We start from the raw sequence: 23772 nt of genomic DNA, 5'->3' as shown, positions 1-23772 counted from the left end.
ACGCACACCTGTCATGGTCGATTAACCGGGCGCGCGCAAAGTGGCGAAAACATCGCAGAGGGTTGCCCATGACCAGCGCCGAGCTCGCCAGACCCAGCCGTAAACAACGGGTTCGCACCCTGTGGATCTCCGACGTGCACCTGGGCACGCGGGATTGCCAGGCCGAGCATCTGTCGCAATTTCTCAAGGGCTATCACGCCGACAAGATCTACCTGGTCGGCGACATCATCGACGGCTGGAAACTGCGCGGCGGCATGTATTGGCCCCAGGCCCACACCAACGTGATTCGCCGTTTGCTGACCATGAGCAAGCGTGGCACCGAGGTGATCTACGTCACCGGCAACCACGACGAATTCCTGCGCCGCTATTCGAAACTGATTCTGGGCAACATCCAGCTGGTCGACGAGGCAGTCCACGTCACCGCCGATGGCCGGCATCTGCTGGTGATTCACGGTGACCAGTTCGACGTGATCACCCGTTACCACCGCTGGCTCGCGTTCCTCGGCGATTCGGCCTACGAGTTCACCCTGACCCTCAACCGCTGGCTCAATCACTGGCGGGCGAAATACGGTTACGGCTACTGGTCGCTGTCGGCCTGTCTCAAGCACAAGGTGAAGACGGCGGTCAGCTTCATCAGCGACTTCGAAGAAGCCATCGCCCACGAATGCGTGAAGCGCGAGTTGCACGGCGTGGTCTGCGGGCACATTCACCACGCCGAGATCCGCAAGGTCGGCGAGGTGGATTACCTCAATTGTGGCGATTGGGTGGAGTCGTGTACGGCGCTGATCGAGCACTGGGACGGCACGATCGAGCTGTATCGCCTGGCCGATGCGCAGGCGCGAGAGGCCGAGTTGAAAGCGGCGAAGGTTGCCGAGCTGGCTTAGAAAAGATGTGTGTCGGTTTTGCTGGCCTCATCGTCGGATCGCCGCCCGGAGCAAGCCCGCTCCCACAGTGGTCGAAGGTGTACGTAGCCTTTGTGTACACCCCAAAAACCTGTGGGAGCTGGCTTGCCAGCGATGAGGCCGGTGCAGACAACATCAGGCCTAGGCGTGCTCTTCCATCGCCGCTTTGTAGATCGAGTTTTTCGGCTGGGCGAACAGCCTTTCCATCATCGGCTCGAAGAAGCTCAGCGGCAGGGTGTCGTACTCGGGGTCGAACGCCGCTGCGTCGTATTTGGCGCAGAACTCCGCGGTCGCCAGAAACTGCGGGTGGTCGCTGAACTGCTCGCGCAGGTGCCGATCCATGCCCAGGTGATGGAAGAAGTAGTAGCCCTGGAAGATCCCGTGCTTTTCCACCATCCACAGGTTTTCGGCACTGACGAACGGCTTGAGAATGGCCGCGGCAATGTCCGGGTGATTGTAGGAACCGAGGGTGTCACCGATGTCGTGGAGCAGGGCGCAGACCACGTATTCCTCGTCGCGCCCGTCGCGAAAGGCGCGGGTCGCGGTTTGCAGCGAGTGGGTCAGGCGATCCACCGGGAAACCGCCGAAATCGCCTTCTAGCAGTTTCAGGTGCGCCATGATCCGGCCCGGCAACTGACGGGCATAGGCGCTGAAATCCGCCGCAATGATCGCCCAGTCGTCCGGTGTGCCGTCCTTCATGTGGGTGAAACGGGCATTGGCATTCATCGGCAATCCTCTTGGTCGGAATTTCTAGAACGGCACGCGGCCCAGGATCATGTCGCGGTACATGACAAAGTCGCCGAGCAGGCTGTAGAACGGGTGCTGGAAGGTGGCCGGGCGGTTTTTCTCGAAAAAGAAATGGCCGACCCAGGCAAAGCTGTAGCCCGCCAGCGGCAACGCAAGTAAAAGCAGCCAGGCGCCCTTGGCGATGGTCAGGGCGAGAATGAAGATCACCAGCGTCGTGCCGATGAAATGCAGGCGACGGCAGGTGCTGTTGCTGTGCTCGCTGAGGTAATACGGATAGAACTCGGCGAAGCTGTTGAAAGGCTTGAGGGTTTCCACGACTGCGATCTCTGTGGCTATTGTTCTGATTGCAAGTTGTTCGGCGGGTAGCTTATTTGAGTCTAGAGTGATCATTGGCGTCGGCCAGTGACAATCGGCGCCACTTTACTATCCTTGGGAAATCGGCCGTAGTATGCGGCTTACCATGTCATCCAAGAAAAAACGCCATGAGCGAAAGAACGACTTCTGCAAGCTGGGCGATGGGGATTGTCAAGGCACTGGAAATGGACGGCCTGGATTGTCGGGTTCTGTTCAGACAGCTGGGGCTCGACTACGCGGCGCTGGAGGATCCGGACGCACGCTTCCCACAGGATTCCATGACCCGACTCTGGCAACGGGCGGTCGAGCTGTCCGGGAATCCGGCGATCGGCCTGAACATGGGCAAGGTGGTGCGGCCGGCTTCGTTCCATGTCGCGGGCTATGCACTGATGTCCAGTAATACGCTGGCGGAAGGTTTTCAGCGTCTGGTGCGTTATCAGCGGATCATCGCCGAAAGTGCCGACCTGAGTTTTCGCCTGCTCGACGAGGGTTATGCGCTGATCCTGACGGTGCACGGCGATCATCTGCCACCGACCCGCCAGAGTGCCGAAGCCTCGCTGGCCTGCGCGCTGGCACTGTGCGGCTGGCTGACCGGGCGCACGCTGCACCCGCGCAAAGTGCTGGTGCAGGGTGACGAGCCGGATGATCTTGAACCCTACAAACAGGCCTTCCATGCACCGCTGGTGTTCAACGCGCCGTATGACGCGCTGATCTTCGAACGGGCCGACATGGAAGCGCCGCTGCCCACGGCCAACGAGGCGATGGCGCTGCTGCACGACCGGTTCGCCGGGGAGTATCTGGCGCGTTTTTCCGAAAGCCGCGTGACCCACAAGGCGCGTCAGGTGTTGTGCCGCCTGCTGCCGCAGGGCGAACCCAAGCGCGATACGGTGGCGCAGACCCTGCATCTGTCGCAGCGAACCTTGCAGCGACGCTTGCAGGAGGAGGGCACCAGTTTTCAGCAGTTGCTCGATGACACCCGCCGCGAACTCGCCGAGCAGTACCTGGCGCAACCGAGCATGACCTTGCTGGAGATTGCCTATCTGTTGGGGTTTGCCGATCCGAGCAATTTCTTCCGCGCCTTCCGTCGCTGGTTCGACACCACGCCCGGCGATTACCGGGCGCGGTTGCTGGAGGCGCCGAAGGCGATCAGTGACGCCAGAACGCCGGAATACACAGTACAAACACCGTAATGATCTCCAGTCGGCCGAGCAGCATGCCGAACGACAGAATCCACTTGGCCGCATCCGGCAGGCTGGCGAAGTTGCCGGCCGGGCCGATGGTCTCGCCCAGGCCCGGGCCGACGCCGGACACGGTGCTGGCGGCGCCAGTCAACGCGGTCATCCAGTCCACGCCCAACAGCGACAGCAGCAGGGCGATCACGCAGATGGTGATCGCGAAGAAGAACGAAAAGGTCAGAATCGACCGGACGATTTCTTCGTCGAGGCGGTGACCGTTGTACTTCTGCTTGATCACCGCCCGTGGGTGAATCAGCTGGTTAAGGTTGGCCTTGAGCAAAATGTAGGCGACCTGGAAACGGAAGATCTTGATCCCGCCCGCCGTCGAACCGGAACAGCCACCGACGAAGCCCAGATAGAAGAACAGCATCAGCGAGAAATTGCCCCACAGGCTGTAGTCCCCCAATGCAAACCCCGTGGTAGTGACCACCGACGTCACGTTCAGCGCCACATGGCGCAGCGCGTCCAGCCAGTGCAGGTTGGTGGTCCACCAGTACCAAGTGCCGAGCACCAGCCAGGTCGCCAGCAACATGCCGAGCAAACCCTGCACCTGTTGATCCTTGATCAGCGCCCGGCGGTTGCCGCGCAGCGTCGCCACGTACAGGGTGAACGGCAGGCTGCCGAGAATCATCACCACCACGGCCACCCAGTGCACCGCCGGTTGCGTCCACTTGGCCAGGGACTGGTCGGAGGTCGAGAACCCGCCGGTGGAAATCGCTGACATCGCATGGTTGATCGCATCGAACGGGCTCATCCCGGCCCACCAGAACGCCAGGCTGCCGAGAATCGTGATGCCGACGTAGGCCGCCACGATCAGCCGCGCCACCATGTGCGAGCGGGGCATGACCTTTTCCGAGCGGTCCGAGGATTCGGTCTGGAACAGGCGCATGCCACCGATGCGCAGCAGCGGCAGGATCGCCACCGCCATGCCGATGAAGCCGATACCGCCGATCCAGTGCAGCAGCGAGCGCCACATCAGGATGCCGGGGGACATGTCGTCCAGATGGTTGAGCACGGTCGACCCGGTGGCCGTGATGCCGGACATGCTTTCGAAGAACGAGTCGGTGTAGCTGATGTGCTGGGTCAGCAAAAACGGCAGCGCGGCGAAAATGCACACCACCAGCCAGCTGCTGACGGTCAGCAGGTACATGTCCCGGGGGCGCAGGTGAATGTGTTCCGGGCGGCCGGGAATGACCAGCGCGAGGCCGGCGACGAAGGTGATCATGCTCGCCCAGAGGAACGACGGCAGATCGCCGGTGCGCTCGAAAATCACCAGGGTGGCCATGGGCACGACCATGGCGACGGCCAGGGTGATCAGGAAGATGCCGATGATGAAACCAATGATCCGTAAGGTCGGCAACGCCATGAAGTCCGCTCGGGCTGATGTGGGAAGGGCGCCATTCTACCTGCGGTGCAAGGCATGTAAACCGACGCGTCTGGATCACTTGCAGCTAGAATAGCCGGACATTTTTTCAGGAGGTGGCCGATGCAGGCTCTCGACGCTTTGCTCAACCGTGTTTCCGTTCCACGACTGATCGATCCGGCCCCCACTGCCGCACAGCGCGAAGTGCTGTTCGCCGCCGCGACCCGCGCACCGGATCACGGCCATTTGCAGCCGTATCGCTTCCTGACCGTCGAAGGCGCGGCGCGTGAGCAGATGGGCGAGTTGCTGGCCGAAGCTGCGCAGATGCAGGAAGGCGAAGTCACCGAAGCGATGATCGACAAGGCACGCAACGGCCCGCTGCGGGCGCCGCTGGTGGTCGTGGTCATCGCCAAGTTGCAGGATCACGTCAAATACCCGAAGGCCGAGCAATTGCTGGCAGCGGGCTGTGCGGCGCACGGGATTCTGCTGGCGGCTTACGCGCAGGGGATTGGCGCGGTGTGGCGCACCGGTGATCTGGCTTATTCGAAACATGTCGCCAGGGGCCTGGGCCTGACGGATGACGAAGAGGTGATTGCGTTCCTGTACCTAGGCACGCCGCAGAAAGAACCGCGGGTGGCCGAGAAGGTTGATTTGGCGGAGTTTGTTAGCGCCTGGTCGGGTAAGGCTTAAAGGGCGTTAAAAGCTATAAAATCGCCCTCACCCTAACCCTCTCCCGGAGGGAGAGGGGACTGATTGGGGGATGCTTCAGAGGTTCACCGACCTGAAAGAACTTGGCCGAATCCGGAATTGACGCGGTTCAGGGGCTTTGGCAGATCCATAATCGACTCGTTTTTTCAGGTTGATGTATGACGCAAGACACCTCGGTCGGCTCCCTCTCCCTCCGCGAGAGGGCTGGGCGGGCGGCGTTCCGATGAGGGGGGCTTTTCAGGGTTGCACCACAATCCCAGGCTCCAGCGGTAACTCAAGACTGGCCACAAATCCGCCCTGCGGGTGATTGGCGAGCACCAGCGTCCCGCCATGCCGCTCCGCCGCCCGCCGGGCAATCGCCAGCCCCAGGCCATGACCCGCAGCGGTCTGCCCCGGCGCCCGATAAAACGGTTCGCCCAACTGGCTCAGATGCTCGGCCTGCACCCCGGGCCCATGGTCACGCACGCTGACCACGATCCGCTCGCCCTGACGTGACGCCTGCATTTCAATCGACTGCCCGACCGGGTTGAAGCGTTGGGCATTGCGCAGCAGGTTGTCCACGGCGCGTTCGATCATGGTCGGCCAGCCTGTCAGATTGAGCGCCGGCTCGGCCTCCAGACGCACGGTCTGCTCTGGCGAACCCAATTGAGCGTCTTTTTGCAGGGTGGCGAGCAGGGCATTCAAATCCACCTCTTCGGCGCTGGCGTTGTCGGCATCGACTCGCGCCAGCACCAGAATTTCACTGATCAGCGCTTCCAGCCGGTCACACTCGCGGGTCAGGCGCGGCCAGAGTTTTTCCCGTTCTTCGGGGCTTGCACGTTCGGCCAAAGCCAGGGCGATGCGCAGTCGGGCCAGTGGTGAGCGCAACTCGTGGGACACGTCGCGCAACAGTTGGCGCTGGCTGCCGATCAGGCTTTGCAGGCGTGCGCCCATGCGGTTGAAGTCGTTGGCCAGCACGCCGAATTCATCGCGACGGTTGGCCAGTTGCGCCAGGCTGTTCTGCTGATAGGTGGTCTGCCCGAGGTCGTGCACCGCGCCGCGCAAACGGCTGAGCGGGCGGGTGATGGAAAAGGTCACCAACAGGCTGAACAGGGTCAGCACCACCAGCGCGATGCCCAGCGCGCTCAACGGCCAGAGCAGGCTTTCGCGGTGCCAGGCGTCGAGTTCCGGGTGCGGGATGCGGTAGATGAAGAGGTAGGTGTCGCCGCTTTTGTCGCTGGTGAATTCGTCGGTCAGTCGGCGCCAGGGCAGGCGTCGGTCATCGTTGTTCTGCCGCGCCTCGAAGGCGGCCGCGCGCCGGGGGAAGGTGCCGCGCACTACCGGGTCGCCGCTTTCGTTCAGCACCTGCACGTCGATGTGGTACTGGCGTTTGCGCTGTTCGAGGATGTCCTGGGCGGCGTCTTCGCCCTGGGCTTCGTAGGTCTGCGTCCATTCGGCAGCCAGGGTGTTGAGGCCCGGATGGCGGCTGAGGATCCACGCATCCTGATTGAGCATGTGCCCCAGCAGAATGGAAAGCCCTGCAACCAGAGCGATGGCCAGCCAGAAGCTGGCGAGAATACGCCAGAACAATGAACGCACAGAAAATCCTCAGGACAGACGCAAAACCTTTGTGGGAGCGAGCCTGCTCGCGATGGCGTAGCGTCAGACAGCACATCGTGTCTGATACACCGCCATCGCGAGCAGGCTCGCTCCCACATTGGGCCGGGTGAAAGCAGGCCCGACGGGGTAAGCCGTCGGGCTTGGGGTCAGAACATTATTGCGCCTTTTGCGGCTGTTGCGCTTTCCAGGCTTTGAACTCGGCCCATTCGGCGCGACGTTCGGCCTGTTTCTTCTGGATCTCGTCGAATTTCTTCTGTTGATCCGGTTTCAACACGGCGCGAACATCAGACTCGGCTTTCTTGTGGTTCGCCGCCATCTCGTCCTTCATGGCTTTCTGGTCGGCTGGCGAGAGTTTCTCCAGGTATTTTTCGACCGTCTGTTTACGCTCGTGCATCTGCTCGCCCATGATCTTGCGAATTTGCTCGCGCTGTTCGCGGGACAAGTCGAGCTGGCTGTACGGGCCTTTGCCGTGCATGCCGTGCATCTGACCGCCATGGCGCGGGCCGTCCAGCGGGCCACCCATCGGGCCACCATCCTGTGGCATGGCCATGGCGACGGTCGGCAGGGCAGCGGCGAACATCAGAGCGATAAGAGTCTTGCGCATGGTGAATCTCCTTTGTCTCGTTCCCGGTACGTTCCGGATGAGTACAGATTACGGAGATCAAGGTCAGCGGCGGTCAGCGCTGTGTAAAGCTTGGGTAAACACGTTTTCGCGCCGACCTGACAAAACTGACAGACGATCAGAGGCTGTAGTAGTAGCCACGGCTGCGCAGGGCGACGATGCGCGGGCGGCCGTCGGGGTGCGGGCCGATCTTTTTGCGCAGGTTGCTGACGTGCATGTCCAGGCTGCGGTCGTACAGGGTCAGCTTGCGGCCGAGGGCGATCTGCGCCAGTTCCTGTTTGTCCAGCGGCTCGCCCGGTTGCTTGAGCAGGGCTTCAAGCAGGCGGCTTTCGGAGACGGTGAGGGTGAATTCCTTTTCGTCGATGCTGACCACGCCGCGCACCGGGCTGAAGCTCAGGTCGCCCAGCTCGAGCTGGGTCGACACGGCGGCCGGGTGGCTGCGGCGCAGCACGGCGCGCAGGCGGGCGGTCAGTTCGCGTGGATCGCAAGGTTTGGCCAGGTAATCGTCGGCGCCCAGTTCCAGGCCGAGAATCCGGTCCAGCGGCTCGCCCCGGGCCGAAAGCATCAGCACCGGCAGGTCGGCATGATCGCTGCGCAGTTGCTTGAGCAGTTCCAGACCGCTGCCGTCGGGCAGCATCACGTCCAGCACCACGGCCGCCGGCGCGGTTTCGGCCAGCGCCTTGCGGGCACTCTGGCCATCGTGACAGGCCCGGACCTGAAAGCCTTCCTGGCTCAGCCAGCTACTCAGGAGTTCACACAACTCCTGGTCATCATCAATCAGTAACAGCTCGCTCATGACTCACTCAATTTAGCCATTGCCGACGTTTTCGGCTTGCTCCACTGGCAAAGATACCGCAGAGCAGCGCCAATAGCGCTACCCCGGCCCCGGTGACGAACCATTGCTGCTGTTCGGTCAGCAGGCGCGGCAGCGGGCTGGCCTGGGCTTCCTTGAGTTGCAGCTTCAGGCGCTGGTTCTCCTGGCGCAACCGGGCGAGCTGGGCGCTTTCGCGGGTGTTGTCGGCATTTTGCAGTTGTTTGCTCAGTTCTTCCCGTTGCTGCTCGCTGGCCTTCAGGCGCTGCTGCAACTCGGTGATCTGGCTGCCGGCGCTCAATGAAAGCGGCGTGGAGCTGTTGCCTTCGGTGCTTTCTTCACCATGGGCGGGCGCCATGATCGACAACGTGATCAACATCAGACACAACGGACCCTTGCGCATCGCGACTCCTGTTTCCAAATGGATATTGGGCAGGTTGTCGGCCGGCAAACGAGAATAATGAGCGATTGAGAACGCGATGAACCGACAAGGTTCATCGCGCTGAGGGCTTTTGCGGGGGAGGTTACGGCAGGACTTGCTTGAACGGCTTCACGACAACATTGGCGTAGACGCCGGCGGCGACGTACGGGTCGGCATCGGCCCAGGCTTGCGCCGCGCTCAGGGAGTCGAATTCGGCAACGATCAGGCTGCCGCTGAAACCTGCTGCGCCCGGATCATTGCTGTCGACCGCCGGGTGCGGGCCGGCCAGCACGATGCGGCCTTCGCCCTTGAGTACTTGCAGGCGTTCAAGGTGTGCCGGGCGCGCAGCGAGGCGGGCGTCCAGGGAATTGGCGACGTCGGTGGCAATGATGGCGTAGAGCATGTCAGTCCTCGGTTTTTGGCGTTGTGGTATCGGCGTCGTGCAGGTGACGGGACAGGTAGATGCCCTGACCGACCAGGAACAGCACGGTCATGCCCAGGCTGCCGAACACCTTGAAGTCCACCCAGATGCTCTGGAAGGTGAAGGCGACGAACAGGTTGGCGGCCCCGCAGAACAGGAAAAAGGCGATCCAGGCGATGTTAAGGCGGGTCCAGACCGGATCCGGCAGGGTCAGCGCGTGACCCATGATGCGCTTGATCAGCAGGCGGTCACCGATGAAATGGCTGCCGATGAAGGCCAGGGCGAACAGCCAGTTGACCACCGGGGCTTTCCATTTCAGGAAGGTTTCGCTGTGAAAGGCCAGGGTCAGGCTGCCGAACACCAGGCAGGCGATCAGGGTCAGCCACTGGCTCTTCTCCAGCTTGTGCTGCTTGATGAAAAGCGCGCCGTACACCACCAGGGAGCTGATGATCAGCATGGCGGTGGCACTGTAAATGCCGCCTACCGTCAGTTCATGGCCGGCAACGTCGACGGTGCGTGGATCGAGTTTGTAGACGATGAAGAACAGCAGAAGCGGGATGAAATCGATGAATTGTTTCACAGTGAGAGCCAGAAGCTGGATGTGGCGGCATAATAACAAACATATGGGCGCGCGATAGCGCCAGCTGATTTGAGGTAACACATCCCCGTGAATGTTGATTTGCACTGCCACAGCACGGCCTCCGATGGCGCCCTGGCGCCTGCGGCACTGGTTGCGCGTGCGTTCGAGAACGGCGTGCGAGTCCTGGCCCTGACCGATCACGACACCCTCGAAGGCCTCGCCGAAGCGCGCACGGCCGCCGAGGGGCTGGGCATGCAACTGGTCAACGGCGTCGAATTGTCCTGCACCTGGGGCGGGGCGACCATTCACGTGCTCGGCTATGGTTTTGACGTCAATGCCGCGCCGTTGGTCGAGGCGATTGCGAAGTTGCACGACGGCCGCTGGCTGCGGTCTGAAGAAATAAGCCGCAAGCTCGCCCTCAAGGGCATGCCGAATGCGCTCGACGGCGCGCGGCAGATCCAGCAGGAATTGGGCGACAGCGGCAACGCGCCGGCCCGCCCGCATTTCGCCGACTGGATGGTGCGTGAAGGTTTTGTAAAGGATCGCGCCGAGGCGTTTCGTAAATGGCTCGGCGCCGGCAAGCTGGGGGACGTCAAGCAGCACTGGCCGACCCTGGAAGACACCGTCGGCACGTTGCGCGCCGCCGGCGCCTGGGTCAGCCTGGCGCATCCGTGGCACTACGATTTCACCCGCAGCAAGCGCCGAAAGCTGATTGCCGACTATATTCAAGCGGGCGGGCATGCGATTGAAGTGGTCAACGGTCATCAGCCTGCGGAACAGGTGGGCAGCCTTGCCATCCTTGCCCGTGAGTTCGGTCTGCTGGTCAGCGCCGGCAGTGATTTCCATGGCCCTGGTGGCTGGTCCGAGATCGGCCAGTACCGGCCGGTGCCGGAGGACCTTCCACCCCTGTGGGGTCGGTTCAAACATGACCCAGTTATTGCCGCCGTCTGAACAGGTAGAGAATGTGAGTCAATTTTTCCAGATTCATCCGGAAAACCCGCAAGCGCGCCTGATCAAACAGGCGGTCGAGATCATCCGCAAGGGCGGAGTGGTGGTCTATCCCACGGACTCTTCCTACGCAATCGGCTGCCAGATCGGCGACAAGAACGGCATCGAGCGCGTTCGACGCCTGCGTCAGCTCGACGAGAAACACAACTTCGCACTGATCTGCAGCGACCTGTCGCAACTGGGCAATTACGCCAAGATCGACACCGGGACGTTTCGAATCCTCAAAGCCCACCTGCCGGGGCCGTACACCTTCATTCTCAACGCCACCCGCGAAGTGCCGCGCCTGTTGCTGCATCCGAAGAAGCGCACCATCGGTCTGCGGGTGCCGAGCCATCCCATCGCGCTGGCGCTGCTGGCCGAACTGGGCGAGCCGTTGATGAGCGTGACCCTGATCATGCCGGGCGATGAAGACCCGTTGAGCGACCCGTACGAAATGCGCCAGTTGCTCGAGCATCAGGTGGATCTGATCATCGACGGCGGTTCCGGCGGCATCAAGGCCTCCACCGTGATCGACCTCACGGGCGACGATCCGGAAGTGATCCGCGTCGGTTGCGGCGATCCTGCTCCATTCATGGTCGAGGCCTGAATGTCCGCAGTGGAAACCGTTGATCCCCAGGCCGGTGCCCAGCAGGAACTGCCGTTTGCCATGGTCTATGGCCAGGCCGTTACGGAAATGCCGCTGGACCTGTACATCCCGCCCGACGCGCTGGAAGTCTTCCTCGAAGCCTTCGAAGGCCCGCTCGACCTGCTGCTGTACCTGATCCGCAAACAGAACATCAACATCCTCGACATCCCGGTGGCGGAAATCACCCGCCAGTACATGGGTTATGTCGAGCTGATGCAGTCGGTGCGCCTGGAACTGGCCGCCGAGTACCTGGTGATGGCCGCGATGCTGGCCGAGATCAAGTCGCGGATGCTGCTGCCCCGGGCCGAAACCGTCGAGGACGAAGAGGACGACCCGCGCGCCGAACTGATTCGCCGTCTGCAGGAGTACGAACGGTTCAAGGCCGCTGCCGAAGGCATCGATGGCCTGAGCCGGGTCGGTCGCGACGTGATCGTGCCCAAGCTCGACGCCCCGGAAGCCCGCGCGCGCAAGCTGTTGCCGGACGTGGCGCTGGAAGAAATCCTGATGTCCATGGCCGAAGTGCTGCGCCGCGGCGACATGTTCGAAAGCCATCAGGTCAGCCGCGAGGCGTTGTCCACCCGCGAGCGCATGAGCGACGTGCTGGAGCGGCTCAAGGGCGGCGGGTTTGTGCCGTTCATCGAGCTGTTCACCGCCGAAGAGGGCAAGCTCGGGGTGGTGGTGACCTTCATGGCCATCCTTGAACTGGTCAAGGAATCCCTGATCGAGCTGGTGCAGAATGAGCCGTTCGCCGCGATCCACGTGCGAGCCCGAGCCGAATAACGAGTCCCGATATGAACCTGACTGAACCCCGCGAGCTGGCGTCCCTGCTTGAAGCCTTTCTGTTGGCCTCGGGAAAGCCGCAATCCCTCGAGCGTTTGTATGAACTGTTCGAAGAGGGCGAGCGCCCGGAACCGCCGGTTTTCAAGAAAGCCCTGACCCTGCTTGGCAAGTCCTGCGAGGGCCGGGCGTTCGAGCTCAAGGAAGTCGCGTCCGGTTATCGCCTGCAAATCCGCGAGAAGTTCGCGCCGTGGGTTGGTCGCTTGTGGGAAGAACGTCCGCAGCGCTATTCCCGCGCACTGCTGGAAACCATGGCGCTGATCGCCTACCGCCAGCCGATCACTCGGGGCGAAATCGAGGACGTGCGGGGCGTGGCGGTCAACACCAACATCGTCAAGACGCTGATCGAGCGCGAGTGGATTCGCATCGTCGGTTACCGCGACGTGCCGGGCAAGCCGGCGATGTTCGCCACCACCAAGGCGTTTCTCGATCACTTCAACCTGAAGAACCTCGACGACCTGCCGCCGCTGGCCGAGCTGCGCGAGATCGAGGCAGAACCGGTGCTCGACTTCGACGACGCTCCGGTGCCACCGGGCTTGCAGGAACTGGCCGACGCCAGCGCCGAGCCGGAAGAACCGAAGGAGGAAACCAGTTTCCACACCCTGCTGCTGGAACTGGACAGCATGGAGGAGGGGATCAAGACCGACTTCGACGACTTGCTGCGTGACGGGGTGGGCGGCGAATCGCTGCCGACCGGGGTTGAGTCCGATCCGGTCGAGCCGTCGGTTGAGGGTGAGCCAGAACCTGAATTCGAGCCTGAATTTGAGCATGAGCCTGAATTCGAGCCCGAACCCGAGCAGGAAGACGATGTGCTCGGCGTGGCCGAAGCCCGGGAAAAACTGCTGGCTGCCGTCGCCCGGCTTGAACAGCCCGCCCCGGAACCCGCCGCCGAGGAAGAACTGAGCGAAGAGGAAGCCGAAGCTCGCGCCCTGGCCGAAGCCATTGAAGCCGAACGCCGCGAGTTCGAGGACTGAGCATGAGCTCGACCAAAGACCCGTGCATCAGCGTCTGCAAGTTCAGCGACGACATCTGCCTCGGTTGCGGCCGCAGCAAGCGCGAGATCCGGGCCTGGAAGAAACTCGACAAGGACGACAAGCGCACCGTACTGGCCGAAGCCGCGCTGCGTCTGATCAAGCTCGGGGCCACCGGTCGGCGGAAAAAGAAATAACCTTGGCCTGATCGACTAGTCTCTGATGCGCGCGCGGCCACATCCGCGTATGATTCGCGACCCTTCGGCGATCCCTTCGCCCGAAAACCCAGATTTCAACGTTTCAGCGGCTCAATTCAGCGCCGCTGAACAGACCACACCGGGAGGTGCCCAGATGAGTGACATCAATCAGAAAGACGACCAGGAAATCGGCCCAGCAGGCGAAAAGCTGCAGAAAGTCCTCGCCCGTATCGGCGTCGGCTCGCGCCGTGACGTCGAATCCTGGATCGCTGCCGGCCGGATCAAGGTCAATGGCAAAGACGCCACCTTGGGCCTGCGTGTCGACATGCACGACGCCATCACCATTGATGGCAAGGTCATCAAGCGTGAAGAAGCTGCCGAGTCGGTTCGCCGCGTGATCATGTATAACAAACCCGATGGCGAGATCTGCACCCGTGACGACCCGGAAGGCCGTCCGACCGTGTTCGACAAGCTGCCGCGTCCGAAAGAAGGCCGCTGGATCAATATCGGTCGTCTCGACATCAACACCACCGGTCTGCTGATGTTCACCACCGACGGTGAACTGGCCAACCGCCTGATGCACCCGTCCTACGAGATGGACCGTGAATACGCGGTGCGTGTGCGCGGCGAAGTCGATGACGAGATGATCGAACGCCTGAAGGCCGGCGTGGTGCTGGAAGACGGCCCGGCGCGGTTCACCGACATCCAACAGGCACCGGGCGGCGAAGGCTTCAACCACTGGTATCACTGCGTGGTGATGGAAGGCCGCAACCGTGAAGTGCGTCGCCTGTGGGAATCCCAGGGCCTGGTGGTCAGCCGCCTGAAGCGCGTGCGTTTCGGTCCGGTGTTCCTCAACTCCGACCTGCCGATGGGCCGCTGGCGCGAAATGAGCCAGTACGAAGTCGACGTGCTGAGCGCCGAAGTCGGCCTGACCCCGGTGGCCATGCCACAACTGAACGCCAAGAGCAAAGACAAGCTTGACCGCATGCAGCGCAAGTCGTCGCGTCCGATGGCCCGTACCGAGCGCGTGCGTACCCTGCGTCCGGCCAACGGTGCGCCGATTGGCGCCGGTCCGCGTCCGGTTCGGGAGCCGCAGATCGAAGGCGAGCGTCCAGGTCGCAAACCGGCAGCGCGTCCGGATGGCGAGCGCGGTCCACGCACGCCGCGTCCGGCCAATGGCCGTACCGAGCGTGGTGAAGGTCGCGGTACGCCGGTGGCGGATCGTCCAGTCGACACTAAGCGTCCGTCCAAGCCATCGCCGAAGCGTCCAGGCATCAAGCTGGCTGATGATGACAAGCCGTCGGGCAAGCGCCGTGGCGCACCGGCCGGTTCCGGCCAGCGTCCGGGTTTCGGTCGCAAGAAGCCGGAATAACGCGGTTGTAAGCTTCGAGCGGCAAGCTTCAAGCTGAAAACAGAAACGCCAACCTCAGGGTTGGCGTTTTTTTTTGGACTTTTTATTTCTTTTTTTCGGGCGTTTTTTTTGTTTTTAAACAAAAAACTTAACGCCTTTCAAATAGTTAGCCAGCTAACGTCAATCACCGGACGCCGCTTCGATGGGTCTGGAGTGGAAACTTTACGTTACGCGCTGTCAGTGAATATTTACGAAAAAGCCCTCGCCTTCCCATGAATCGGGTGGCTTTGCCTGGCTGTAAGGAAAATCTGCCGCAGCCGCGCCCGCCGGGCCTTGCGCAGCCCTCTGGCGTGCTTGTTTCAGCGTCGTTTGGAAGGTGAGATGCGCGGCATGCCTGTCGTGCAGGTGCATAACAAGAAGGAGGCGCAATGAACGCCGTAATCCATTTTCACTTCTCCACGTGGGGCGGATTGTCCATCGTCCACGCCGATGGCCTGCAAAGGCCTGACTCAATTTTTGCAGCCGCCCGGGCTTCCCGGGGTGGACACATGCAATCCCGGCAACCGACACGCTGATCCGGCGAGGTCTGGCAGCAGGGGGTTAGCGGTGTACAATGCGCCGCGTTTTAACTGTGACCCTCTGCGTAATCGCGCAAACCTCAAGGTTTATCCGCCTTGTTCACTCCGCCGCGTCACAAGCGTGTCGGGTTCGATTTCGTCACAGATAAAAACAAACAGGTGACGCATGACCGTTGTAAAAAAGCTGAATTCCTGGTGCCTGCGCTGGGGTTTGATCAAGGTTGGCTGAAATCGCAACCTTGCAGCAACGTCTACTGAACATCATCAAACCTTGCGTGAGACCTTTTTCATGAGTGGACAAAACTCGCAATCAGGCGAGCTGAAACGCGGCCTGAAAAATCGCCATATTCAACTGATCGCCCTCGGTGGTGCGATCGGTACCGGACTGTTCCTCGGCTCGGCCGGGGTGCTGAAATCCGCCGGCCCGTCGATGATCCTCGGCTATGCCATCTGCGGCTTCATCGCCTTCATGATCATGCGCCAGCTCGGCGAAATGATCGTCGAAGAGCCGGTGGCCGGCTCCTTCAGCCACTTTGCGCACAAATACTGGGGCGGTTTCGCCGGCTTCCTGTCGGGGTGGAACTGCTGGATCCTGTACATCCTGGTGGGCATGTCGGAGCTGACCGCCGTCGGCAAATACATCCACTACTGGGCGCCGGAGATCCCGAGCTGGGTCACCGCTGCCGCGTTCTTCGTGCTGATCAATGCGATCAACCTGGCCAACGTCAAAGTCTTCGGTGAAGCCGAATTCTGGTTCGCGATCATCAAGGTCGTGGCGATCGTCGGCATGATCGCCCTGGGCAGTTACCTGCTGGTCAGCGGCCATGGCGGCCCGCAAGCCTCGGTCAGCAACCTGTGGTCCCATGGTGGCTTCTTCCCGAACGGCGTCAGCGGTCTGGTGATGGCCATGGCGATCATCATGTTTTCCTTCGGCGGTCTGGAAATGCTCGGTTTCACCGCAGCCGAAGCCGACAAGCCGAAAACCGTGATCCCGAAAGCGATCAACCAGGTGATCTACCGGATCCTGATTTTCTACATCGGCGCTCTGGTGATCCTGCTGTCGCTGACCCCGTGGGACAGCCTGCTGGAAACCCTCAATGCTTCGGGCGATTCCTACAGCGGCAGCCCGTTCGTGCAGGTGTTCTCGATGCTTGGCAGCAACACCGCCGCGCACATCCTCAACTTCGTGGTTCTGACCGCGGCATTGTCGGTGTACAACAGCGGCACCTATTGCAACAGCCGCATGCTGCTGGGCATGGCCGAGCAGGGCGACGCGCCGAAAGCGCTGGCGAAGATCGACAAGCGCGGCGTGCCGGTGCGTTCGATCCTGGCGTCGGCGGCAGTGACTCTGGTGGCGGTGCTGCTCAACTACCTGATCCCGCAACATGCGCTGGAACTGCTGATGTCGCTGGTGGTTGCGACGCTGGTGATCAACTGGGCGATGATCAGCTTCTCGCACTTCAAGTTCCGCCAGCACATGAACAAGACCAACCAGAAGCCGCTGTTCAAGGCGCTGTGGTACCCGTACGGCAACTACATCTGCCTGGCGTTCGTCCTGTTCATCCTCGGCGTGATGCTGCTGATCCCGGGCATTCAGATCTCGGTGTACGCGATTCCGGTGTGGGTCGTGTTCATGTGGGTCTGCTACGTGATCAAGAACAAGCGTGGTGCGCAACAGGCACTGCACGCAGCGAGCGCAGCCAAGTAAGCGTCGTTGCAAAAACACCAAACCCGGCCAAGTGCCGGGTTTTTTGTGCTTTCGCGGTATCCTGCGGGTTCTGATCAGGGACGCTTTTCCATGCTGGTGATTTCAAACAACGTGCATCTGCCGGATGCCGAGATCGAACTGACGTACATCCGCGCCCAGGGCGCCGGTGGGCAGAACGTCAACAAGGTCTCCAGCGCCGTACACCTGCGCTTCGACATTCCGGCCTCGTCCTTGCCCGAGTTCTACAAGGAGCGGCTGCTGGCGCTGCGCGACAGTCGCATCACCGGCGACGGCGTGCTGATCATCAAGGCCCAGAAATATCGTACGCAGGAACAGAATCGTGCCGATGCGCTGGAGCGTCTGACCGAGTTGATCCTCAGTGCTACCAAGGTTGAGAAGAAGCGGCGGCCGACCAAACCGACGCTGGGTTCAAAGAAGCGTCGGCTCGAGTCGAAGACCAAGCGCGGCAGCATCAAGGCCGGGCGCGGCAAGGTGGATTTCTAGTCTTCGCGGTACTTCGCCGTGTGGCGGTAGAGATAGACGCTCAGTGCCAGGCCGCTCAGCGCGGCGAGGGCGGCGAACAGGAAGATCGAGGCAAATCCGAAGCCCGCTGCAATCGCCCCTGCCAGCGGCCCGGTGATGCCCAGCGACAAGTCAATGAACAACGAATAAGCCCCGACCGCCGCGCCACGGCTGGAGGCCGGCACCAGGTTCACGGCTTCCACGCCCAGCGCCGGGAACACCAGCGAGAAACCGAAGCCGCTCAATGCCGCGCCGGCCAGTGCCCAGTGCGCGTCCGGCGCCAGCCACAACAACAGCAGACCCAGGGTTTCCACTGACAGGCAGGCAATCGCCACTCGAAAGCCGCCGAGGCGGTTGATCAGGTTGCCGAACAGCAGGCGTGCGCCGATGAAGCTGGCGCCGAACAGGCTGAGGCACAGCACCGCGTTATCCCAATGCTGCGTGGCGTAATACAGGGTGATGAAGGTGGCGATGGTGCCGAAACCGATCGAGCCCAAGGCCAGTCCACAGCCGTGCGGGAAGACGCGACCGAGAACGTGCATGAACGGCAGGCGCTCGCCGGCCACGATCGGCGCGGCGGTTTTCGGCCAGGCCAGCAGCAGCCCCAGCGTGGCGAGCAACAGAATGCTCACACCCATGCTCCACAGACCGAAACGGCTGACCAGCCACACCCCCAGCGGCGCACCGACCGCCAGCGCGCCGTAACTGGCGATGCCGTTCCACGAGATGACCTTGGCGGTGTTGGCGGCACCGACGCGGCCGATGCCCCAGCCGATCGATCCCGAGCCGACAAGACTTTCCGCGCTGCCCAGCACCAGGCGGCCGACGAACAGGCTGATCAGGCTCAGCAGCGGCAGGTTGGGCGTCCACGCCGAAATCAGCATGAACACACCGCTCAAACCACAACCGGCCAGACCGATCATCACCGCACGTTTGCTGCCCTGGTTGTCGATGATCTTGCCAGCATACGGGCGGCTGAGCAGGGTGGCGAGGTATTGCACGCTGATCACCAGCCCGGCGATGACCGCGCCGAAGCCCAGGTCGCTGTGCACATAGCCGGGCAGCACCGCCAATGGAATGCCGATGTTCAGGTAGCCGATGAAGGTGAACAGGACGATGGAAACGACTTGCAGCGTGACCGCCAGGGGGCGCTGGGGTTCTGGCATAGAGGACGACATGAATTACGATCCACGGGAAGAGCAGAATAGATAGGCTGCTCATGATACCGATGCGGACGCGTCCGGGGCGGGGAAAAGTAAAACTATTTGGCCGGGGCGACCAATTGCGTGGTGACCAGGGCGGCCAGCGCGTTTTCTTCGCTGCCGAAACGGGCGAGCAGGGCGGCCTGTTTCTCGGGCGAGAGACGGCTCCAGATCTCGATCATCTTTTCGGTGGCACCGATCAGGGTCTCGGCCTGTTGTTCATCGAATTCTTTGGACATGGCAACTCAGGTTTCAGGCAGTGTGGAAAGCGCATGTTAGCGCTTTCCACACGGTCTGTACGGCGGGTGTTGCTTACTCTTCGCTGTCGGCCGGACGGCTCTCGGCGGCTTCTTTCGGCTCGGGCTGTTGGGCACCGGCTTGTTGCGTGGTCGTCTGCTCAGTTTCGTGCAGGCTTGGGAAGGGGAGATTCGGAATCTCGTGCATGGTTGCGCTCCTCGCTAAGTCTGTTGATAGATCTGGTAGATCCGCGCTTTCAGAAAGCCTGCGCAGGATACAGCAAGAAAAATGACAATCAGACTTTTAAATCCATTTGGTTCGACGGGCGGGATTGTCTAGACAAGTGCGACAGGGTGACGCAGGGCAGATGTGGGAGCGAGCCTGCTCGCGATGAGTGCTTGTCAGTCGACATTTGTGCTGACTGATGCACCGCTATCGCGAGCAGGCTCGCTCCCACAGTTGGGACTATTTGCAGACGTTGGCGATCGCTTCGGCCAGCAGGTCGAGACGCGTCGCATCAATCCCGGCAACGTTGGCCCGGCCCGAGCTGACCATGTACACGCTGTGATGCTCACGCAGGTTCTTCACCTGTTCCGGCGACAGCCCGGTGTAGGAGAACATCCCGCGTTGCACGCCGATGTGCGCAAAACGCTCGCGCAGGCCGTGCGGTTCCAGCGCTTCCACCAGTCCGCTGCGCAACTGGGCGATGCGCAGACGCATGGCTTCCACTTCGTCGGCCCAGCGGCGTTTCAGCTCCGGGTCGGCGAGGATCGTGGCGACCACAGCCGCGCCGTGATCCGGTGGCGTTGACCACAGGTTGCGGGCGATGTGCGCCAACTGGCTGCGGATGTCGATCAGCTTGTCAGCGGTTTTCGCGCTGACGATCAACGCACCGGTGCGGTCGCGATATAAACCGAAGTTCTTCGAGCAGGAGCTGGTGATCAGCAGCTCGGGCAACTCGGCGGCGAACAGCCGGGTCGACCATGCATCCTGCTCCAGACCGTCGCCAAAGCCCTGGTAGGCAAAGTCGATCAGCGGCAGCAGGTCACGGCGGCGTACTACCTCCAGCACTCGCTGCCAGTCGTCGTGGCTCAGGTCGAAACCGGTCGGGTTGTGGCAGCACGCGTGCAGCAGCACCACATCACCTTTCGGCACTTCGTTGAGCACGGCGAGCATCGCATCGACGTCGAGGCGGTTGTCGCTGCCGACGTACGGGTAATGGCTGATCTTGACCCCGGCGGCCGCGAAAATCGTTTCGTGGATCGGCCAGGTCGGGTTGCTCAGCCATACACCTTTGCCCGGCAGGCATTGGGTGATGAAGTCCGCCGCCAGACGCAGGGCGCCAGTACCGCCCGGCGTTTGGGTGGCGCCGGCGCGTTGCTCGGCGATCAGCTTCGAATCGACGCCAAGCACCAGCTCATTGATCACCTTGCCGAACAGCGGATTGCCGTGGCCACCGATGTAGGTCTTGGTGTCCTGGCTCTCGACCAGACGTGCCTCGGCGATTTTCACCGCCTCGGGGATCGGCGTCAGGCCCTGGGCATCCTTGTAGACGCCCACGCCAAGGTCGAACTTGCGCGGGTTGGAATCCTGCGCGTAGGCCTCCATCAGACCGAGGATCGGGTCGCCGGGCACTCGGCCGATGGCGTCGAAGTGCATTACTTGCGTCCTTCTGCGGTCTTGGCCACTTCGTCAGTGCGCGCGGCCATGATGAAGTCGTTGCGATGCAGTCCTTTGATGGAGTGGCTCCACCAGGTCACGGTGACTTTGCCCCACTCGGTCAGCAGGCCCGGGTGGTGACCTTCGGCCTCGGAGATCTCGCCGACGGCGTTGGTGAACGCCAGCGCGTGTTTGAAGTTCTTGAACAGGAAGACTTTTTCCAGCTGCATGATGCTGTCGCGTACTTCGATGTTCCAGTCAGGAATCTGCTTGATCAGGATCGGCAGTTCTTCATCGCTGACTTGTGGGGCATCGGCACGGCAGGCTTCGCAATGGGCTTGGTTCAAAGTGGACATGGTGAACTTCCTGAAATCTGAAGGTGTTTTTTTATATTGGCGGTCAATGTCGCCACGCTAAACCAAAGTGGCGACGACGGACAGACTCACTTGTAAGCAAAAGTCGCGGGTCACGCGGCTTTCGGTTTTGGCGGAAACTTCGGTGCGTGCAGACCCAGCTGCATGCCTTGCTTGACCATGGCCATGATGTCTTCGTGGGCCAGGTCGAACAGGCGCTTGAGGTTCGGCAGGACAAAGTACAGCGGTTGCAGGATGTCGATGCGATACGGCGTGCGCATGGCTTCCAGCGGATCGAAGGCCTGATGCTCGGGCTCGTCCGACAGCGAGTAAACAGTTTCTTTTGGCGAGGACAGGATGCCGCCGCCGTAGATGCGTTTGCCTTGCGGGGTGTCGACCAGGCCGAACTCGATGGTCATCCAGTACAGACGCGCCAGATAAACGCGTTCTTCCTTGGTCGCCTGCAGGCCGAGTTTGCCGTAAGTGTGGGTGAATTCGGCGAACCACGGGTTGGTCAGCAGCGGGCAGTGGCCAAAGATCTCGTGGAAAATGTCCGGCTCCTGCAGGTAGTCCAGTTCTTCACGGGTGCGGATGAACGTGGCCACCGGAAACTGCTTGCTGGCGAGCAATTCGAAAAAGGTCTGGAAAGGGATCAGCGCCGGGACGCGGGCAACCTGCCAACCGGTAGTCTCACCGAGCACCTTGTTGATCTCGCCCAGTTGCGGAATGCGGTCGTGGGGCAGACCGAGTTTTTCGATACCGTCCAGGTATTCCTGGCACGCACGACCCTCGATCACTTTCAACTGGCGGGTGATCAGCGTGTTCCACACCGCGTGTTCTTCGGCGGGGTAGTCGATAAAACCTTGCGCATCGGGCTCGCGGGCCACGTATTGCGTCTGCTTCATACTGCTCTCCTGCGAGGGGAATTTCGTTCTTGTTATGTCCTGCGATGGACTGAGAAATACCCCGGAACGTTTGTTGTTGCAGCAGGTTGAAGACTGGTTGAGTAGGAAAAGTCTCTTTAATTCGTAAAATTTTCGTTACGCTTCGCGCGATAAGTCGTGTTTACGGTGACTGTCGGGTTTGAAAAGGCCGATGGCTGTCACATAATCTTGACGACTATCTTGCGCGCTGCGCAGAAAATTCCGGCGTCAGACCGCCGCCTCACCTGTTTCGGGCCTTTATATGCGTATCAAAGTCCACTGCCAGAATCGCATCGGCATCCTGCGCGACATTCTCAATCTGCTGGTGGAGTACGGGATCAACGTCGCCCGTGGCGAGGTGGGCGGTGAACATGGCAACGCGATCTACCTGCATTGCCCGAACCTGATCAACATTCAGTTCCAGGCGCTGCGACCCAAGTTCGAGGCGATTGCCGGGGTGTTCGGCGTCAAGCGGGTAGGGTTGATGCCCAGCGAACGGCGGCACATGGAGTTGAATGCGCTGCTCGGCGCGCTGGAGTTTCCGGTGCTGTCGATCGACATGGGCGGCTCCATCGTTGCCGCCAACCGTGCGGCAGCGCAGTTGCTCGGGGTACGGGTGGACGAGGTGCCGGGGATTCCGTTGTCGCGTTACGCCGAGGATTTCGACCTGCCGGAACTGGTGCGCGCCAACAAATCGCGAATCAACGGCATGCGGGTCAAGGTCAAGGGCGACATCTTTCTGGCCGACATCGCGCCACTGCAATCGGAACACGACGACAGCGAGGCCATGGCTGGTGCTGTGCTGACGCTGCACCGCGCGGACCGGGTCGGCGAGCGCATCTATAACGTGCGCAAACAAGAGTTGCGTGGCTTCGACAGCATCTTCCAGAGCTCGAAAGTGATGGCGGCGGTGGTGCGCGAAGCGCGACGCATGGCACCGCTGGATGCGCCGTTGTTGATTGAGGGCGAAACCGGCACCGGCAAGGAATTGCTGGCGCGGGCCTGCCACCTGGCGAGCCCGCGTGGTCAGTCGCCGCTGATGGCGCTCAACTGCGCGGGGCTGCCGGAGTCGATGGCCGAGACCGAACTGTTCGGCTACGGCCCCGGTGCCTTTGAGGGCGCGCGGGCCGAAGGCAAGCTCGGGCTGCTGGAGCTGACGGCGGGCGGCACGCTGTTCCTCGATGGTGTCGGCGAAATGAGCCCGCGCTTGCAGGTGAAACTGCTGCGATTCCTGCAGGACGGCTGCTTTCGGCGGGTGGGCAGTGATGAAGAGGTTTACCTGGATGTGCGGGTGATCTGCGCAACCCAGGTCGACCTGTCGGAGCTGTGCGCGCGCGGCGAATTTCGCCAGGATCTGTATCACCGCTTGAACGTGCTGTCGCTGCACATCCCGCCACTGCGCGAATGCCTCGACGGTTTGACGCCGCTGGTGGAGCACTTTCTCGATCAGGCCAGTCGGCAGATCGGCTGCCCGCTGCCGAAACTGGCGCCGGCGGCGATGGATCGGCTCAGTCACTACCACTGGCCGGGCAACGTGCGGCAACTGGAGAACGTGCTGTTCCAGGCGGTTTCGCTGTGCGACGGTGGCACGGTCAAGGCCGAGCACATTCGCCTGCCGGATTACGGTGTGCGTCAGCCGCTTGGCGATTTCTCCCTCGAAGGCGGGCTCGACGAAATTGTTGGGCGCTTCGAGAAGGCGGTGCTGGAGCGCTTGTATTCCGAGCATCCGAGCAGCCGGCAACTGGGCAAGCGGCTCGGGGTTTCCCATACGACCATCGCCAACAAGTTGCGTGAGTACGAAGTCGGCAAGGACGCGTCGGAGTGATCACGGCCGGATC

General features: G+C 61.6%; 27 protein-coding genes. 12 read left to right on the top strand and 15 right to left on the bottom strand.

What is annotated here, in order from left to right; all coding sequences use genetic code 11:
* Positions 1-68 precede the first annotated feature (68 nt).
* Positions 69-884: a UDP-2,3-diacylglucosamine diphosphatase gene (locus ACKUG4_RS22200; protein WP_445434837.1), complete on the top strand. Its 816-nt coding sequence runs from the start codon at positions 69-71 to the stop codon at positions 882-884.
* A 159-nt stretch (positions 885-1043) separates the two neighbouring features.
* Here the strand turns inward: ACKUG4_RS22200 and ACKUG4_RS22195 are convergent, their stop codons facing one another.
* Together ACKUG4_RS22195 and ACKUG4_RS22190 are read right to left on the bottom strand one after the other, a co-directional pair.
* On the bottom strand, positions 1044-1628 hold the full coding sequence (locus ACKUG4_RS22195; protein WP_064594270.1) for an HD domain-containing protein: 585 nt from the start codon (positions 1626-1628) through the stop codon (positions 1044-1046).
* A gap of 24 nt (positions 1629-1652) precedes the next feature.
* On the bottom strand, positions 1653-1964 hold the full coding sequence (locus ACKUG4_RS22190) for an Mpo1-like protein (protein ID WP_041475173.1): 312 nt from the start codon (positions 1962-1964) through the stop codon (positions 1653-1655).
* A gap of 167 nt (positions 1965-2131) precedes the next feature.
* Here ACKUG4_RS22190 and ACKUG4_RS22185 point away from each other — a divergent pair, with 167 nt between their 5' ends.
* Positions 2132-3193, top strand: a complete 1062-nt coding sequence (locus tag ACKUG4_RS22185; RefSeq protein ID WP_011332998.1) for an AraC family transcriptional regulator — start codon at positions 2132-2134, stop codon at positions 3191-3193.
* Here ACKUG4_RS22185 and ACKUG4_RS22180 read toward each other — a convergent pair.
* Positions 3150-4604 carry a TrkH family potassium uptake protein gene (locus ACKUG4_RS22180; RefSeq protein ID WP_039765494.1) on the bottom strand — a complete coding sequence of 485 codons (1455 nt, stop codon included), beginning with the start codon at positions 4602-4604 and terminating at the stop codon, positions 3150-3152. The two genes, ACKUG4_RS22185 and ACKUG4_RS22180, sit on opposite strands and share 44 nt — an antisense overlap.
* Before the next feature lie 120 nt (positions 4605-4724).
* Between ACKUG4_RS22180 and ACKUG4_RS22175 the strand changes: the two genes are divergently transcribed.
* Positions 4725-5291 carry a nitroreductase family protein gene (locus ACKUG4_RS22175; RefSeq protein WP_445434836.1) on the top strand — a complete coding sequence of 189 codons (567 nt, stop codon included), beginning with the start codon at positions 4725-4727 and terminating at the stop codon, positions 5289-5291.
* A 255-nt stretch (positions 5292-5546) separates the two neighbouring features.
* Here the strand turns inward: ACKUG4_RS22175 and ACKUG4_RS22170 are convergent, their stop codons facing one another.
* From ACKUG4_RS22170 to ACKUG4_RS22145, 6 genes are all read right to left on the bottom strand, one after another.
* Positions 5547-6887, bottom strand: a complete 1341-nt coding sequence (locus ACKUG4_RS22170; RefSeq protein WP_085648549.1) for a sensor histidine kinase — start codon at positions 6885-6887, stop codon at positions 5547-5549.
* A 175-nt stretch (positions 6888-7062) separates the two neighbouring features.
* Positions 7063-7512 (bottom strand): Spy/CpxP family protein refolding chaperone, encoded by a 450-nt coding sequence (locus ACKUG4_RS22165; RefSeq protein ID WP_007958371.1) that lies wholly within the window; start codon positions 7510-7512, stop codon positions 7063-7065.
* 136 nt (positions 7513-7648) lie between these two features.
* Positions 7649-8326, bottom strand: a complete 678-nt coding sequence (locus ACKUG4_RS22160; RefSeq protein ID WP_007958370.1) for a response regulator transcription factor — start codon at positions 8324-8326, stop codon at positions 7649-7651.
* A 7-nt stretch (positions 8327-8333) separates the two neighbouring features.
* Positions 8334-8744, bottom strand: coding sequence for an SH3 domain-containing protein (locus ACKUG4_RS22155; RefSeq protein ID WP_445434835.1), 411 nt, complete (start codon positions 8742-8744; stop codon positions 8334-8336).
* A gap of 121 nt (positions 8745-8865) precedes the next feature.
* Entirely contained in the window at positions 8866-9165 is a 300-nt protein-coding gene (locus tag ACKUG4_RS22150; protein ID WP_134334346.1) for a YciI family protein, read from the bottom strand.
* A 1-nt stretch (position 9166) separates the two neighbouring features.
* Positions 9167-9763, bottom strand: coding sequence for a septation protein A (locus tag ACKUG4_RS22145; RefSeq protein ID WP_445434834.1), 597 nt, complete (start codon positions 9761-9763; stop codon positions 9167-9169).
* Positions 9764-9850: 87 nt separating this feature from the next.
* On the opposite strand from ACKUG4_RS22145, the gene ACKUG4_RS22140 reads away from it, so the two are divergent.
* From ACKUG4_RS22140 to arfB, 8 genes are all read left to right on the top strand, one after another.
* Positions 9851-10714: a PHP domain-containing protein gene (locus ACKUG4_RS22140; protein ID WP_064594281.1), complete on the top strand. Its 864-nt coding sequence runs from the start codon at positions 9851-9853 to the stop codon at positions 10712-10714.
* A gap of 13 nt (positions 10715-10727) precedes the next feature.
* On the top strand, positions 10728-11357 hold the full coding sequence (locus ACKUG4_RS22135) for an L-threonylcarbamoyladenylate synthase (RefSeq protein WP_102686021.1): 630 nt from the start codon (positions 10728-10730) through the stop codon (positions 11355-11357).
* Positions 11358-12176, top strand: a complete 819-nt coding sequence (locus tag ACKUG4_RS22130) for a segregation and condensation protein A (RefSeq protein WP_011333006.1) — start codon at positions 11358-11360, stop codon at positions 12174-12176.
* Positions 12177-12187: 11 nt separating this feature from the next.
* Positions 12188-13207: an SMC-Scp complex subunit ScpB gene (scpB, locus tag ACKUG4_RS22125; RefSeq protein ID WP_445434833.1), complete on the top strand. Its 1020-nt coding sequence runs from the start codon at positions 12188-12190 to the stop codon at positions 13205-13207.
* A gap of 2 nt (positions 13208-13209) precedes the next feature.
* Positions 13210-13401, top strand: coding sequence for a DUF1289 domain-containing protein (locus ACKUG4_RS22120; protein ID WP_007958358.1), 192 nt, complete (start codon positions 13210-13212; stop codon positions 13399-13401).
* 154 nt (positions 13402-13555) lie between these two features.
* Complete coding sequence (gene rluB, locus ACKUG4_RS22115; protein WP_007958356.1) at positions 13556-14773, top strand: 23S rRNA pseudouridine(2605) synthase RluB; 1218 nt, start codon at positions 13556-13558, stop codon at positions 14771-14773.
* Positions 14774-15619: 846 nt separating this feature from the next.
* Complete coding sequence (locus ACKUG4_RS22110) at positions 15620-17038, top strand: amino acid permease (RefSeq protein ID WP_273896622.1); 1419 nt, start codon at positions 15620-15622, stop codon at positions 17036-17038.
* 90 nt (positions 17039-17128) lie between these two features.
* Positions 17129-17542, top strand: coding sequence for an alternative ribosome rescue aminoacyl-tRNA hydrolase ArfB (gene arfB / locus ACKUG4_RS22105; RefSeq protein WP_445434832.1), 414 nt, complete (start codon positions 17129-17131; stop codon positions 17540-17542).
* On the opposite strand, the gene ACKUG4_RS22100 is transcribed toward arfB, so the two are convergent.
* From ACKUG4_RS22100 to phhA, 6 genes are all read right to left on the bottom strand, one after another.
* Complete coding sequence (locus tag ACKUG4_RS22100; RefSeq protein WP_172829517.1) at positions 17539-18726, bottom strand: MFS transporter; 1188 nt, start codon at positions 18724-18726, stop codon at positions 17539-17541. The genes arfB and ACKUG4_RS22100 overlap by 4 nt on opposite strands.
* A 95-nt stretch (positions 18727-18821) precedes the next feature.
* Entirely contained in the window at positions 18822-19001 is a 180-nt protein-coding gene (locus ACKUG4_RS22095) for a hypothetical protein (protein ID WP_011333012.1), read from the bottom strand.
* A gap of 73 nt (positions 19002-19074) precedes the next feature.
* Complete coding sequence (locus tag ACKUG4_RS22090) at positions 19075-19206, bottom strand: hypothetical protein (protein WP_007958347.1); 132 nt, start codon at positions 19204-19206, stop codon at positions 19075-19077.
* Between the two features lie 258 nt (positions 19207-19464).
* Positions 19465-20658 (bottom strand): amino acid aminotransferase, encoded by a 1194-nt coding sequence (locus tag ACKUG4_RS22085; RefSeq protein ID WP_445434831.1) that lies wholly within the window; start codon positions 20656-20658, stop codon positions 19465-19467.
* Positions 20658-21014 (bottom strand): 4a-hydroxytetrahydrobiopterin dehydratase, encoded by a 357-nt coding sequence (locus tag ACKUG4_RS22080; protein ID WP_003222798.1) that lies wholly within the window; start codon positions 21012-21014, stop codon positions 20658-20660. The genes ACKUG4_RS22085 and ACKUG4_RS22080 overlap by 1 nt, the downstream gene beginning before the upstream one ends.
* 110 nt (positions 21015-21124) lie before the next feature.
* Entirely contained in the window at positions 21125-21916 is a 792-nt protein-coding gene (phhA, locus tag ACKUG4_RS22075; RefSeq protein ID WP_011333014.1) for a phenylalanine 4-monooxygenase, read from the bottom strand.
* A gap of 280 nt (positions 21917-22196) precedes the next feature.
* Between phhA and ACKUG4_RS22070 the strand changes: the two genes are divergently transcribed.
* Positions 22197-23759 (top strand): sigma-54-dependent phenylalanine hydroxylase transcriptional regulator PhhR, encoded by a 1563-nt coding sequence (locus ACKUG4_RS22070; protein WP_011333015.1) that lies wholly within the window; start codon positions 22197-22199, stop codon positions 23757-23759.
* Positions 23760-23772 lie beyond the last annotated feature (13 nt).

The sequence above is a fragment of the Candidatus Pseudomonas auctus genome (assembly GCF_048654275.1).
Lineage (GTDB): Bacteria > Pseudomonadota > Gammaproteobacteria > Pseudomonadales > Pseudomonadaceae > Aquipseudomonas > Aquipseudomonas pharyngis.
The sequence above is the reverse complement of the archived record's forward strand: the minus strand, read 5'-3'. Positions and strand labels throughout refer to the sequence as shown.

Coding starts and splice junctions, on each gene's coding strand:
- ACKUG4_RS22130 (WP_011333006.1), top strand. CDS start 11,358: ATGTCCGCAGTGGAAACCGTTGATCCCCAGGCCGGTGCCCAGCAGGAA.
- ACKUG4_RS22185 (WP_011332998.1), top strand. CDS start 2,132: ATGAGCGAAAGAACGACTTCTGCAAGCTGGGCGATGGGGATTGTCAAG.
- arfB (WP_445434832.1), top strand. CDS start 17,129: ATGCTGGTGATTTCAAACAACGTGCATCTGCCGGATGCCGAGATCGAA.
- phhA (WP_011333014.1), bottom strand. CDS start 21,916: ATGAAGCAGACGCAATACGTGGCCCGCGAGCCCGATGCGCAAGGTTTT.
- rluB (WP_007958356.1), top strand. CDS start 13,556: ATGAGTGACATCAATCAGAAAGACGACCAGGAAATCGGCCCAGCAGGC.
- ACKUG4_RS22155 (WP_445434835.1), bottom strand. CDS start 8,744: ATGCGCAAGGGTCCGTTGTGTCTGATGTTGATCACGTTGTCGATCATG.
- ACKUG4_RS22195 (WP_064594270.1), bottom strand. CDS start 1,628: ATGAATGCCAATGCCCGTTTCACCCACATGAAGGACGGCACACCGGAC.
- ACKUG4_RS22120 (WP_007958358.1), top strand. CDS start 13,210: ATGAGCTCGACCAAAGACCCGTGCATCAGCGTCTGCAAGTTCAGCGAC.
- ACKUG4_RS22090 (WP_007958347.1), bottom strand. CDS start 19,206: ATGCACGAGATTCCGAATCTCCCCTTCCCAAGCCTGCACGAAACTGAG.
- ACKUG4_RS22070 (WP_011333015.1), top strand. CDS start 22,197: ATGCGTATCAAAGTCCACTGCCAGAATCGCATCGGCATCCTGCGCGAC.
- ACKUG4_RS22175 (WP_445434836.1), top strand. CDS start 4,725: ATGCAGGCTCTCGACGCTTTGCTCAACCGTGTTTCCGTTCCACGACTG.
- ACKUG4_RS22085 (WP_445434831.1), bottom strand. CDS start 20,658: ATGCACTTCGACGCCATCGGCCGAGTGCCCGGCGACCCGATCCTCGGT.
- scpB (WP_445434833.1), top strand. CDS start 12,188: ATGAACCTGACTGAACCCCGCGAGCTGGCGTCCCTGCTTGAAGCCTTT.
- ACKUG4_RS22080 (WP_003222798.1), bottom strand. CDS start 21,014: ATGTCCACTTTGAACCAAGCCCATTGCGAAGCCTGCCGTGCCGATGCC.
- ACKUG4_RS22200 (WP_445434837.1), top strand. CDS start 69: ATGACCAGCGCCGAGCTCGCCAGACCCAGCCGTAAACAACGGGTTCGC.
- ACKUG4_RS22095 (WP_011333012.1), bottom strand. CDS start 19,001: ATGTCCAAAGAATTCGATGAACAACAGGCCGAGACCCTGATCGGTGCC.
- ACKUG4_RS22100 (WP_172829517.1), bottom strand. CDS start 18,726: ATGCCAGAACCCCAGCGCCCCCTGGCGGTCACGCTGCAAGTCGTTTCC.
- ACKUG4_RS22150 (WP_134334346.1), bottom strand. CDS start 9,165: ATGCTCTACGCCATCATTGCCACCGACGTCGCCAATTCCCTGGACGCC.
- ACKUG4_RS22165 (WP_007958371.1), bottom strand. CDS start 7,512: ATGCGCAAGACTCTTATCGCTCTGATGTTCGCCGCTGCCCTGCCGACC.
- ACKUG4_RS22160 (WP_007958370.1), bottom strand. CDS start 8,326: ATGAGCGAGCTGTTACTGATTGATGATGACCAGGAGTTGTGTGAACTC.
- ACKUG4_RS22110 (WP_273896622.1), top strand. CDS start 15,620: ATGAGTGGACAAAACTCGCAATCAGGCGAGCTGAAACGCGGCCTGAAA.
- ACKUG4_RS22180 (WP_039765494.1), bottom strand. CDS start 4,604: ATGGCGTTGCCGACCTTACGGATCATTGGTTTCATCATCGGCATCTTC.